The sequence below is a fragment of the Curtobacterium sp. MCBA15_009 genome, from assembly GCF_001864895.1.
Classification (GTDB): Bacteria; Actinomycetota; Actinomycetes; order Actinomycetales; family Microbacteriaceae; genus Curtobacterium.
In genome coordinates this window covers 200985-212679 of record NZ_MJGO01000041.1, presented here as the reverse complement: position 1 = coordinate 212679, position 11695 = coordinate 200985, and the positions used below count along the sequence as shown (strand labels likewise).

Below are 11695 nucleotides of genomic sequence, written 5' to 3'. Positions count from 1 at the left end.
TGCCGGTCCCTACTGCACGGTGATCTGCGGGACGACCGGGCTGCCGTCGACGGCGGGCAGCGACGCGATCTTCTCGCTGACGACGTACGAGTACTTGTCGAAGAAGGTCGGCACGACCGGGAAGTCGGCCAGGACGGCCTCCTGGGTCTGGGCGTAGTAGTCGTTCGCCTCGTCCTGGGAGCCGGCGGAGTCCGCCTTCGCCAGGAGCTCGTCGACCTGGTCGGACTGGTAGTACCCGGTGCAGGGCGCGCACCCGCCGGCGGTGGTGAACAGCGCCCGGAGGGTGTTCTGCTGGCTGGCGTACAGGGCACCCCAGTGGCCGAAGTGCGGGCCCTCGATCTCCTTGTCGGTGAGCTGCGAGTAGTACGACGCCCAGTCGGTGGTGGCCTTAGCCTCGGTGTCGACGCCGAGGTTCTGCCGGATCTGGTTCGCGTAGGCCTCGTACAGCGAGTCGAGGCCGTTGCCGCCCGGGTACACGAGCGTGATCGAGCCCTCGAACCCGCCGGCGTCGGCCAGGAGCTGCTTGGCCGCCGCCGGGTCGAACTCGCACGCCTCGCCGCAGATGCCCTCCTGCGTGCCGGACATGTTCGGCGGGGTGAGCGCGGTGGCGGGTTCGTACAGGCCGCCGTAGATGGCGTCGTTCACCTCGTCGCGGTCGATGGACATCGAGATCGCGCGGCGGACGTCGGGGTCGGCGTACCGGTCGTCCCAGAGCGGGAAGCCGAGGTAGTCGATGCCGGGGGCGTCGAACGAGTGCAGCCGGTCGCCGAAGTCGGCGTCGGCGCTCGTCATCTTGTCGGTCGGCAGGAACAGCACGTCCGCGTTGCCGGCGAGGACGTCGGTGTAGGCGGTGTTCATGTCCGAGTACGGCCGGAAGGTGACCTCGTCGGTCTTCGCCTTCGTGCCCTGGTAGCCGGACCAGGCGCTGACGGTGAACTCCTGGTTCGCCTTCCGCGCCTCGGTCATCTCGTAGGGGCCGTTGCCGATCGGCTTCGCGTCGTAGGCCTTCAGGTCGTCGTAGGCGGCCTCGGGCATCGGGTAGAACGCGGTCTGCGCCTGGCTGAGCTGCAGCGGGAACTGGCTGTCCGCGTGGGTGAGCGTCACGGTGAAGGTGTCGTCGCCGGTGACCCGCAGCCCGGACATCTCCTTCGTCGTCGGGGTGCCCTTCGCGGGGTTGAGGTCCGAGTAGCCGACGATCGCGGCGAGCTGGCCGCTGTTCTCCCAGGCGTTCGGCCCGTAGGCGGTGTGGTTCCACGCCTTCACGTAGCTCTCGGGCGTGACGGGCTCGCCGTTCTGGAACTCCCACCCGTCGCGGAGCGTGATCGTCCACGTGGTGGCGTCGTCGCTCGTGACGCTCTCGGCGGCGACGTCCTGGAGCTCGCCGTCGGCGTCGGTCTCGGTGAGCGGGGCGAACAGGGCCAGGGTCTGCGTGAACGCGACGGTCTGGCGTCCCGGGGTCAGGTGGTCGGGCTCCCCGGTGGCGTAGACCAGGCTGCCGCCGCCGGCGGCGGAGTCGGCGTCCCCGCCGGCCGAACAGCCCGTGGCCACCAGCACCACGGTGGCGGCCGCGGCCAGCGCGGTGATCGTCCTGCGTCGCATGATTGCTCCTCGATCGGTGCGACCGGGTCCCTGCCCGGCCGTCGTTGTCGAGGAACCTAGGGTCCGGCGAATCCCGACCACAAGACTTGTTTCAATGATCTCTGAAACCTTTACCGCGCTGAAACACGACCGAAACCCCGCCGCTCGCGCCCCGGCGGGCTGCTGTGCCACGCTCGGAGCATGCGGCACACACCCCACTTCCTGATGACCGACCCGGCCGAGGTCCGGCGGCTCGTCGCCGAGCACCCCTGGGCCACGATCGTGTCGCACACCGCATCGGGCATCGTCGCCTCGCACTACCCGTTCCTGCTCGAGGAGCCCCGTCCCGACGAGGACCCGGACGACCTCGTGCTCGTCTCGCACGTCGGCCGCCCGGACGAGGTCGCGCATGAGCTCGGGCAGCACGAGGTGCTCGTCGTCTTCCAGGGGCCGCACGGCTACGTCTCCCCCGCCTGGTACCCGCCGGAGCAGTTCGTCCCCACCTGGAACCACGTCACCGCGCACGTGTGGGGCACGCCGGAGATCCTGTCCGACGACGAGAACTTCCGGGTGCTCGGCGAACTCGTCGACCACTTCGAGCGCGTCATGCCGGAGCCGGTGTCCCTGCAGGTCGACGAGGAGACCGCCCGCCGGATGGCGAAGGGCACCGTCGGGATCCGGATCCGCGTCACCCGGGTCGACGCCCGCGCGAAGCTCTCGCAGAACAAGGCCCCCGAGGTCGTCGAGCGGATCCTCGCCGGCCTGCGGGGCGACGGCCCGTACGCGTCGCCGGCGCTCGCCGACGAGATCGAGCGGGTCCGGCCGTGACGGCGGGGACGCAGGAGGTCCTGCTCCGCACCGTCCGGCGGGTGGGCACCTCCGGCGCGCCGTCCGACGTCCGCGTGGTCCACGGCCGGGTGTCCGAGGTCGGGCCGGCCGGCACGCTCGACCCCGCCGGCCCGGACACCGACGTCGTCGAGACCGGGGGCGCCTGGCTCGGCCCGGGCCTCGTCGACCACCACACGCACTTCGACCAGTGGGCCCTGGCGCGCCGCCGGGTCGACGTCTCCGGCTGCGACTCGGCCGAGGCGACCGCCGACCTGCTCGCCGCGGCCGCGCGCACCGGAGGGACCGACGGCGTGCTCGTCGGACACGGCTACCGCGACGGCATGTGGCCGCGCCCCGCACGACGCGCGCTGCTCGACGGGGCCGCACCGGGCCTCCCGGTCGTCGTCATCAGCGGCGACCTGCACGCGGTCTGGTGCAACGCCCTCGCACTCGCGCACTTCGCGGTCGTGCTCGGCCGGCCGCTGCCGGCGGGCGAGGACGGCGTCCTGCGCGAGCAGGACGCGTTCGACGTCACCGGCGCGCTGTCGCAGGTGCCGGACGCCGTGCTCGACGGCTGGGTGGCGGACGCGGTGGAGGCCGCCGCCGCCCGCGGGGTGACGCGCGTCATCGACCTCGAGATGCGCTTCGGCCTGGACCGGTGGGTGCGCCGGGTGCACGCGGGGACCGACGGACTGCGCGTGTCCTCCGGGGTCTACCCGGGCGAGCTCGACGCGGTGCTCGCGCGCGGGCTCCGGACCGGCGACGTCGTCGAGGGCACCCGCGGCCTGCTGACGATGGGGCCCTTCAAGGTGATCACCGACGGGTCGCTCGGCACCAGGACGGCGGCGATGGCCGACGGGTCCGGCGTGCTGGCCTGGCCGTTCGACGACCTCGTCGCGATCACCCGCCGCGCGGTCGCCGGCGGGCTCGTCCCCGCCGTGCACGCGATCGGCGACCGGGCGAACACGCTCGCGCTCGACGTCTTCGAGGCCGTCGGCGCACGCGGCACGATCGAGCACGCCCAGCTGGTCGCCGACACCGACGTCGACCGGTTCGCACGGCTCGGCGTCGCCGCGTCGGTGCAGCCCGAGCACGCGATGGACGACCGCGACGTCGCCGACCGGCACTGGGCGGGCCTGACCGAGCGGGCCTTCGCCTTCGCGTCGCTCGCACGGGCCGGCACCCGACTACTGCTCGGGTCCGACGCCCCGGTGGCACCGCTCGACCCCTGGGTGTCGATGGCCGCGGCGGTCGGCCGCGACCGTGACGGCCGCGGACCCTGGCACCCGGCGGAGCGGCTCACCGCGTTGACGGCATGGCGCGGGTCGACCGACGGCGGCCGCACCACGGTGGCCGTCGGCGACGTGGCGGACCTGGTGCTCGTCGGGTCCGATCCGCTGGCGGCCTCGTCAGCGGCCCTGCGCGACGTGCACGTGCTCGCGACCGCGATCGCCGGACGGTTCACGCACCGCGAGCTCTGACGCGCGCTACTTCTGGTCCTTCGGGCACCAGTAGAGCTTGCGGCCGGCCATGTCGGCCATCCGGATCTCGGTGCCGCACACCCGGCAGGGCTCGCCCTGGCGGTGGTAGACCCAGTGCCGGTCCTTCCGCGAGCGCTGCGCCTTCTTGTGGTCGGCGTCGGACAGGCCGTCCATGGTCATCATCAGGCCGTCGCGGACGCCGTCGTGCAGCAGCTTCGACCAGTCCGCCCACAGCGCCTTCGCCTGCTTGACGGTGATCTTCTTGCCGGGCTTGTACGGGTCGATGCGCTGCCGGAACAGCAGCTCGGCGCGGTAGATGTTGCCGATCCCGGCGACCACCGACTGGTCCATGAGCAGCTGGCCGATGGCGACGTTGCGCTTCCGGACGTTGTCCACGAAGGTCTGCTCGGCCTCGGGGCCGTCGTCGTTGATCGGGTCCGGGCCGAGCTTGTCGAGCGCCTGCTGCACCTCGGCCGGGGTCTCGACGACGCAGGCGGTCGGACCGCGCAGGTCGGCGACGGTGTCCTCGGTCAGGATCCGGACCCGGACCTGCCCGACGGGGTCCGGCGGGAAGGACTCGATCGGGTCCTCGACCTTCTCCTGCTCGGCCATCCGGTACCGGGCGAGCCGGGGCGCGCCGATCGAGGCCAGGGACTCCTCGCCGTCGCCGTCCTCGGACAACGCCTCGGCGGACGAGATCACGCCGGCGAAGTCCCACGCGCCGTACAGGCCGAGGTGCACGCGCAGGAACAGGTCGCCCTCGAACTCCAGGAACATCTGCTTGGCCACGGCGCGCGCGGCGACCATGCGCTTGCCGTCGAGCTGCGCGGCCCCGGCGGCGAACCGCCCCTGCGGACTCGACACCTCGCACCGTTTGCCGACGAAGTGCCGGGTGAACTGGTTGGCGATGCGGTGGACGGAGTGACCCTCGGGCATTCGTCCTGTCTACTCGGCCTTACTGATCGATCTGCCTGCCGGCGATCAGCCCGGACGTCTCGTACTCGGCGAGCTGCGCGATGCGACGGGCGTGGCGCTCCTCGCCGGAGAACGGCTCGGCGATGAACAGGTCGACGAAGCGGATCGCCTCGGCCTCGGTGTGCTGGCGGGCGCCGATCGAGATGACGTTGGCGTCGTTGTGCTGGCGGGCGAGCAGCGCGGTCGACTCGTTCCAGACGAGCGCGGCCCGGATGCCCTCGACCTTGTTCGCGGCGATCTGCTCGCCGTTGCCGGAGCCGCCGAAGACGACGCCGAGCGCCGGGACGCCCGCGCGCTGGTCCTGCACCACGGCGTGCGCGGCGTTGATGCAGAACGAGGGGTAGTCGTCGAGCGCGTCGTACGCGGTCGGCCCGTGGTCCACGACCTCGTGCCCGGCCTCGGTCAGGTGGGTGGCGAGGGTCTGGTTGAACTCGAGGCCGGCGTGGTCCGTTCCGAGGTGGATGCGCATGGCTCCGATCCTATTCCCGCGGTCACTGCCCCCGGACCACGACGACGACGTACCGCACGTCGGTCTCGCCCGGGTTCCGGTAGACCACGTCGGCAGGGTCGCCGAGCTCGATCCGGTCCCCCGCACCGAGCCGCGTCGGCTCGCCGCCGACGACGAGCTCGAGCACCCCGTCGACCACCCAGATGCAGTGCCGCAGGAACGCGTAGGCGGACGCCGGGTACGCCACCTCGCGGCCGGCCGGGAGGCGCACCTCGGTGACGTCCGCGGGGAACGCCGCGCTCGAGACCGGACGGCGGCGGTACCCGGTGTCGGGATCGGTCCAGGAGTCGGCGGTCGCGCCGCGCTGGACGCCGCGCGCCTCGTCGGGATCGGTCGCCCTGGGCACCTCGTGCTGCAGGGCCTCGTCGAGGAGCTGCGAGACCGTCAGGCCGAACGCACCGGACAGCCGTCCGAGGATCGTCGCCGTGGGGCTCGACACCCCGCGTTCGACGCGGTTGATCATGGCGCGGGACACACCCGACTCCTCGGCGAGCTCGGTCAGGCTCCACCGCCGCTCGGTGCGGAGGCGCTGCAGCCGCTCGCCGAGGGCGCGTTCCGCGAGACCCGAGTCGTCGTCTACGATGTGAGACATGACGACAGCATATGCGACGAACGGGGTCGTGATCCGCGACTGCACCCCGGCCGACCTCGACGTCGTGCACGCCCTGCACGTCGACGCCGTGCTGCACTCGACCGCCATCTGGCAGGACGAACCGCACCCCCGGTCGTACTTCGACGGCTGGCTGTCCGGACGGCAGGGCGACGGGTACCCCGTGCTCGTCGCCGAGGTCGACGGCACCGTGGCCGGGTACGCCACCTACTCACAGTGGCGGCCGCACCACGGGTACCGGCTGACCGTCGAGCACAGCGTCTACGTGGTCGAGTCGTTCCGCGGCCGGGGCATCGCCTCGACCCTGATGCGGTCCCTCGTCGGGCGGGCGACCGCCGAGGGCCGGCACGTCATGATGGCCGGGATCTGCAGCACGAACACCGGGTCGATCGCCCTGCACGAGCAGCTCGGGTTCCGCGCGGTCGCGGTCGTGCCCGAGGTCGGACGCAAGTTCGACCGCTGGCTCGACCTGACGCTCATGCGCCTGCCCCTCGCCTGACGGAACGGACGTGGCCGCGGCGACCCGCGCCTCCCGTCTGCCGTCCGCGAGCACCGACGAACGGAACCTGGTTCCGGACACGGAACCACGGGATACCGCGGTGCTGTGTCCGGAACCTGGTTCCCGGGCGTCAGGCGGTCGTGTCGAAGATCGGGCCGACCGTGCGCGAGCGCTTGAGCTCGAAGAAGCCCGGGTACTTCGCGACCGCGACGACGCCGTCCCACAGGTCGAGCGCCTCCTGGCCCTTCGGCGCCGGGGAGATGACCGGGCCGAAGAAGGCGGTGCCCTCGACGGCGATCACGGGGGTGCCGACGTCCTGCCCGACACGGTCGATGCCGTCCTGGTGGCTCGCACGGACGGCCTGGTCGACCTCGTCCGTCCAGGCCTGGTCGAGCAGGTCGGCGTCCAGGCCGAGTTCCTCGAGCACCGCGGGGACGACCTGCGCGGGATCGGACTCCTGGCGGTGGTGGATGTGCTCGCCGAGCGCGTCGTACAGCGGCTTGACGATCTCGTCGCCGTTCCGCAGGCGTGCCGCCGTGACGATCCGCGGGTACACCTGGCCCTGCTCGAGGCGCTCGCGGTAGGTGTCCGGCACGTCCTGGTCCTCGTTGAGGACGAACAGGCTCATCACCTTCCACGTCACGTCGAGGTCGCGGTGCCGGGCGACCTCGTCGACCCAGCGGCTCGTCATCCAGGCCCACGGGCAGTTCGGGTCGAACCAGAACTCCACGGTGCTCTTCTCCGCAGTGCTCTTCTCCACAGCGGTGCGTGCGGCGGCGGGTTCGGTCGTGTTGTCCACAGTCGTCTCGGTCACGCTGTGAGCGTACGCGGCGTCGCTAGGCTGGAGCCCATCGTCCCGCCGGTGCACGACGCCGCTCCGGGACTCCCCCGCGCGGACACCGATCGTCCGCGTCCCCAGCGAAGATGGAGCGTTGCGTGCCCGGAGAGAACCTCACCCGAATCGAAGCACAGGAGCGCGCGAGCGTCGTCGCCGTGCAGACCTACGACGTCGAGCTCGACCTGACCCGCGGTGCGGAGACGTTCGGCAGCACCACCCGCGTCCGGTTCACCGCGACGGCCGGTGCCTCGACCTTCATCGACGCGATCACCGCGACGGTGCACTCGATCACGCTGAACGGCACCGCCCTCGACGTGGCGGCGGTGAACGACGGGGTCCGGATCCAGCTCGACGACCTGCAGGAGCAGAACGAGCTCGTGGTCGTCAGCGATGCGCTGTACACGAACACCGGCGAGGGGCTGCACCGCTTCGTCGACCCCGTCGACGACGAGGTCTACCTGTACTCGCAGTTCGAGGTGCCCGACTCCCGCCGCATGTTCGCGGTGTTCGAGCAGCCCGACCTCAAGGCCGAGTTCACCTTCACGGTGACCGCGCCGTCGCGCTGGCAGGTCGTGTCGAACTCCCCCACCCCGGAGCCGCACGTCGACGGCGACGTCGCGACCTGGTCGTTCCCGCCCACCGCACGCATCTCGAGCTACATCACGGCGCTCGTCGCCGGCCCGTACGAGGTCGTCCGCGACGAGCTCACCAGCCGCGACGGCCGCACCATCCCCCTCGGCGTCTTCGCGCGCCGGTCCCTCGCCGCGTACCTCGACCCGGAGTACGTGTTCGAGACCACGAAGAAGGGCTTCGCGTACTTCGAGGAGAAGTTCGACGTCGCCTACCCCTTCGAGAAGTACGACCAGCTGTTCGTCCCGGAGTTCAACGCGGGCGCGATGGAGAACGCCGGCGCCGTCACCTTCACCGAGACCTACGTCTTCCGGTCGAAGGTCACCGACGCCATCAAGGAGCGCCGGGTCGTCACGATCCTGCACGAGCTCGCCCACATGTGGTTCGGCGACCTCGTCACCATGAAGTGGTGGAACGACCTCTGGCTGAACGAGTCGTTCGCCGAGTGGGCCTCCACGATCGCCACCGCCGAGGCCACCGAGTGGACCGAGGCGTGGACCACGTTCCAGGCGATGGAGAAGTCCTGGGCCTACCGCCAGGACCAGCTCCCCTCGACGCACCCGATCGTCGCGACGATCAACGACCTCGAGGACGTCCAGGTCAACTTCGACGGCATCACGTACGCCAAGGGCGGCTCCGTCCTGAAGCAGCTCGTGGCGTGGGTCGGCATCGACGCGTTCTTCGCGGGCGTCTCGGCGTACTTCAAGAAGCACCACCACTCGAACACCGAGCTGCGCGACCTGCTCGTCGAGCTCGAGGCCACGAGCGGCCGTGAGCTCACCGAGTGGTCGAAGGCCTGGCTCGAGACCGCCGGGGTGAACACACTCCGCCCGGAGATCGAGGTCGACGAGTCCGGCGCGATCACGTCGTTCGCCGTGCTGCAGGAAGCGCCCGCCGACCACCCGACGCTCCGTCCGCACCGTCTGGCGATCGGCGTCTACGCCTTCCAGGACGACGCGTCCGCGCCCTTCGGCGCCGGTGCCGCGTCCGCCGGCGGCACGCTCGAGCGGGTCCACCGCGTCGAGATCGACGTCGACGGCGCCCGCACCGAGGTCCCCGAGCTCGTCGGCGTGCACCGCGGCGACCTCGTGCTCCTCAACGACGACGACCTGGCGTACGCCAAGATCCGTCTCGACGAGCGTTCCCGCACGACGGCGATCGAGCACCTCGCGTCGATCGCGAACCCGCTCGCCCGCTCCATCGTGTGGGGTGCGATGTGGGACGCCACGCGCGACGCTGAGTCGCCCGCGAGCGACTACGTCCGCCTGGTGCTCGGCAACATCGCGACCGAGACCGAGTCGACGACGATCCGCACGACGCTCTCGCAGCTGCTGCTCACGGCCCGCAACTACGTGGCACCGGCGCGGGTCGACGCCACGGTCCGCACGGTCGGCGACACGCTGTGGAACCTGGCGTCGAGCGCCGAGGCCGGCTCGGACGCGCAGTTCCAGTTCGTGAAGTTCTTCGCGCAGATCCCGTCCACCCCCGAGCACGTCGCGACGCTCCAGGGCCTGCGTGACGGGTCCGTCACGCTGCAGGGCCTGGAGATCGACACCGACCTGCGCTGGGAGCTGCTCGAGGGCCTCGTGCTCGCGGGTGCGGCTGCCGGCACCGAGATCGACGCCGAGCTCGCCGCCGACAAGACCGCGTCCGGTGAGCAGGCCGCGGCCCGCGCCCGGGCGACGATCCCGACGGCCGAGGGCAAGCTCGCCGCGTTCTCGTCGCTGGTCGACTCGGCCGAGCTGCCGAACGCGATCGTGCGGCAGACCACGGTCGGGTTCCAGCACGTGAACAGCCCGGTCGTGCTCGAAGGCCTCGTGCCGGAGTACTTCGCCGTGCTCACCCGCATCTGGGCCGAGCGGAGCTACCACATGGCGGACACCATCGTCTCGGGCCTCTACCCGGCGCCCCTCGCGTCGACCGAGCTCCGTGACGCCGCCGCGGCGTGGCTCGAGGAGCACCCGGAGACGCCGGCCCTGCGCCGCATCGTGACCGAGAGCCTGGCGGGCACCGAGCGTGCGCTCCGCGTGCAGGCCGCCGACGGCGCGGACACCACCGGCGCCTGAGCCGCATCCACCCACCCGGACGGGGTGTGGCGTTCCTCCAGGGACACCACACCCCGTCCCCCTACCATCGACCGGACATGATCTCGGCTGCAGACACCACCGACGTCCCGAAGTGGGCGTCCAACGCATTCACCCAGTTCGTCGACGCCTGGCACGTCCCCATCACGATCGTCATCACGATCCTGGCGGCGATCGTGCTGCGGCTGCTCCTCCGGCGCATGATCAAGCAGGTCGTCGACCGCGTCGTGCACGGCGTGAAGAAGCGGCAGGGCGCCGAGGACACCCAGGCGCTCGTCGCGTCCCCGGTGCAGACCGCCCGCGTGGTCCAGCGCACCCGGACCCTCGGGAGCGTGCTCGAGAACCTCGCGACGGTCGTCGTGGTGGTCATCGCGCTGGCGATCATCATCCCGGTCGCGATCCCGAACGCCGCCGTCGGGATCGTCGGCGGTGCCTCCCTCGTCGCCGCCGGGCTCGCCGTCGGCGCGCAGTCGATCGTCAAGGACCTGCTCTCCGGCGTCTTCATGATCCTCGAGGACCAAGCCGGCGTCGGCGACGTCGTCGACACCGGCCAGGCCACGGGCGTGGTCGAGAACGTCGGCCTGCGGGTCATGCAGATCCGCGACGTCAACGGGATCCTGTGGTTCGTCCCGAACGGGCAGATCCTGCGGGTCGGCAACCTGTCGCAGGGCTGGTCGCGCGTGCTCGTCGACATCACGGTCCCCTACGACACCGACATCGACGCCGTGCAGGACGCCCTGCTCCGGGCCGCGGTCACAATGTCGCAGGAGCCCCGCTGGCGCCAGCGGATCGTCGAGAAGCCGGAGATCTGGGGGCTGCAGTCGATCTCCGACGACGGCATGGTGTTCCGGCTCGTCGTGAAGACCCGTGCCTCCGAGCTCGACGTCGTCGGCCGCGAGCTCCGCACCCGTCTGAAGCGCGCCGTCGACGAGCTCGGCATCACCCTCCCCGCGATGGCGATGATCATGCCCGAGGGCTGGGAGAACGCCACCTCGATCAACGGCCTGCGCACCGTCCGCACGCAGCCCACCCCCGCTCCGACGCAGCCCCGCCGCCCCCGGCGCACCCTGCTCGGCAAGCCGGCCCAGACCGACCGACCCGACGACGGGAACGACGCCAGATGACCGACCCCACGTCGCCGAACGGCATGCCCGGCACCCCGGGGCAGCCGATCACACTGCGCGTCGGCGCGAACGGGGCCGCCGCCACCGGGTCGCTGTTCGACCGCATCGGCGGGGCACCCACCTTCGACCGTCTGGTCCGCCGCTTCTACGAGGGCGTGCAGCAGGACGACGTGATCTGGCCGATGTACCCGGCCGACGACCTCGACGGCGCGATCTGGCGGCTGTCGTCGTTCCTGCAGCAGTACTGGGGCGGGCCGGGCACCTACAGCGAGGAGCGCGGGCACCCCCGCCTGCGGATGCGGCACATGCCCTTCCGCATCACGTCGGAGGCACGCGAGCACTGGCTGCAGCACATGCGCACGGCCGTCGAGTCGCTCGGACTCGCGCCCCTCGACGAAGCCGAGCTCTGGGCGTACCTCGACCGAGCCGCGCACGCCATGACGAACACGTTCGACTGACGCCCGGCGGTCTGCCGCGGTCCGTGACGGCCGGGAGGCCCGTGGCGGACACGACCACGGGCCTCCCGCCCGCCACCCGGTC

11 protein-coding genes are annotated in these 11695 nt (G+C 71.5%); 6 read left to right on the top strand and 5 right to left on the bottom strand.

Going from position 1 to position 11695, the window contains the following annotated elements; genetic code table 11:
- Positions 1–9: 9 nt before the first annotated feature.
- Entirely contained in the window at positions 10–1599 is a 1590-nt protein-coding gene (locus BIU97_RS16705) for a peptide ABC transporter substrate-binding protein (protein WP_071257169.1), read from the bottom strand.
- 180 nt (positions 1600–1779) lie between these two features.
- Here BIU97_RS16705 and BIU97_RS16700 point away from each other — a divergent pair, with 180 nt between their 5' ends.
- Together BIU97_RS16700 and BIU97_RS16695 are read left to right on the top strand one after the other, a co-directional pair.
- Positions 1780–2406: an FMN-binding negative transcriptional regulator gene (locus BIU97_RS16700; RefSeq protein ID WP_071257167.1), complete on the top strand. Its 627-nt coding sequence runs from the start codon at positions 1780–1782 to the stop codon at positions 2404–2406.
- The gene (locus tag BIU97_RS16695) at positions 2403–3887 is read left to right on the top strand and encodes an amidohydrolase (RefSeq protein ID WP_071257164.1); all 1485 of its coding nucleotides are present in this window, start codon (positions 2403–2405) and stop codon (positions 3885–3887) included. Before BIU97_RS16700 ends, BIU97_RS16695 begins: the two co-directional genes overlap by 4 nt.
- Before the next feature lie 6 nt (positions 3888–3893).
- On the opposite strand, the gene BIU97_RS16690 is transcribed toward BIU97_RS16695, so the two are convergent.
- The 3 genes from BIU97_RS16690 to BIU97_RS16680 are packed head-to-tail and all read right to left on the bottom strand — an operon-like array spanning position 3894 to position 5962.
- Positions 3894–4823, bottom strand: a complete 930-nt coding sequence (locus BIU97_RS16690) for an Fpg/Nei family DNA glycosylase (protein WP_071257162.1) — start codon at positions 4821–4823, stop codon at positions 3894–3896.
- A gap of 19 nt (positions 4824–4842) precedes the next feature.
- Complete coding sequence (locus BIU97_RS16685) at positions 4843–5331, bottom strand: ribose-5-phosphate isomerase (protein ID WP_071257160.1); 489 nt, start codon at positions 5329–5331, stop codon at positions 4843–4845.
- A 22-nt stretch (positions 5332–5353) separates the two neighbouring features.
- A complete protein-coding gene (locus tag BIU97_RS16680; RefSeq protein WP_071257158.1) occupies positions 5354–5962 on the bottom strand; it encodes an XRE family transcriptional regulator in 609 nt (202 codons plus the stop codon).
- Here BIU97_RS16680 and BIU97_RS16675 point away from each other — a divergent pair.
- Positions 5961–6479, top strand: a complete 519-nt coding sequence (locus tag BIU97_RS16675) for a GNAT family N-acetyltransferase (protein WP_071257150.1) — start codon at positions 5961–5963, stop codon at positions 6477–6479. The genes BIU97_RS16680 and BIU97_RS16675 overlap by 2 nt on opposite strands.
- Positions 6480–6609: 130 nt before the next feature.
- On the opposite strand, the gene BIU97_RS16670 is transcribed toward BIU97_RS16675, so the two are convergent.
- Positions 6610–7170: a mycothiol-dependent nitroreductase Rv2466c family protein gene (locus tag BIU97_RS16670; RefSeq protein WP_254783033.1), complete on the bottom strand. Its 561-nt coding sequence runs from the start codon at positions 7168–7170 to the stop codon at positions 6610–6612.
- 245 nt (positions 7171–7415) lie between these two features.
- Here BIU97_RS16670 and pepN point away from each other — a divergent pair, with 245 nt between their 5' ends.
- From pepN to BIU97_RS16655, 3 genes are all read left to right on the top strand, one after another.
- On the top strand, positions 7416–10013 hold the full coding sequence (gene pepN / locus BIU97_RS16665; protein ID WP_071257148.1) for an aminopeptidase N: 2598 nt from the start codon (positions 7416–7418) through the stop codon (positions 10011–10013).
- A 77-nt stretch (positions 10014–10090) separates the two neighbouring features.
- Positions 10091–11155: a mechanosensitive ion channel family protein gene (locus BIU97_RS16660; protein WP_071257143.1), complete on the top strand. Its 1065-nt coding sequence runs from the start codon at positions 10091–10093 to the stop codon at positions 11153–11155.
- On the top strand, positions 11152–11613 hold the full coding sequence (locus BIU97_RS16655) for a globin (RefSeq protein ID WP_254783026.1): 462 nt from the start codon (positions 11152–11154) through the stop codon (positions 11611–11613). Before BIU97_RS16660 ends, BIU97_RS16655 begins: the two co-directional genes overlap by 4 nt.
- Positions 11614–11695: the final 82 nt, after the last annotated feature.

What these genes read in the sequence shown, in the direction of transcription:
- BIU97_RS16660 (WP_071257143.1), top strand. Translation starts at nt 10,091, where the DNA reads ATGATCTCGGCTGCAGACACCACCGACGTCCCGAAGTGGGCGTCCAAC.
- BIU97_RS16675 (WP_071257150.1), top strand. Translation starts at nt 5,961, where the DNA reads ATGACGACAGCATATGCGACGAACGGGGTCGTGATCCGCGACTGCACC.
- BIU97_RS16700 (WP_071257167.1), top strand. Translation starts at nt 1,780, where the DNA reads ATGCGGCACACACCCCACTTCCTGATGACCGACCCGGCCGAGGTCCGG.
- BIU97_RS16690 (WP_071257162.1), bottom strand. Translation starts at nt 4,823, where the DNA reads ATGCCCGAGGGTCACTCCGTCCACCGCATCGCCAACCAGTTCACCCGG.
- BIU97_RS16655 (WP_254783026.1), top strand. Translation starts at nt 11,152, where the DNA reads ATGACCGACCCCACGTCGCCGAACGGCATGCCCGGCACCCCGGGGCAG.
- BIU97_RS16705 (WP_071257169.1), bottom strand. Translation starts at nt 1,599, where the DNA reads ATGCGACGCAGGACGATCACCGCGCTGGCCGCGGCCGCCACCGTGGTG.
- BIU97_RS16670 (WP_254783033.1), bottom strand. Translation starts at nt 7,170, where the DNA reads ATGACGAGCCGCTGGGTCGACGAGGTCGCCCGGCACCGCGACCTCGAC.
- BIU97_RS16680 (WP_071257158.1), bottom strand. Translation starts at nt 5,962, where the DNA reads ATGTCTCACATCGTAGACGACGACTCGGGTCTCGCGGAACGCGCCCTC.
- BIU97_RS16685 (WP_071257160.1), bottom strand. Translation starts at nt 5,331, where the DNA reads ATGCGCATCCACCTCGGAACGGACCACGCCGGCCTCGAGTTCAACCAG.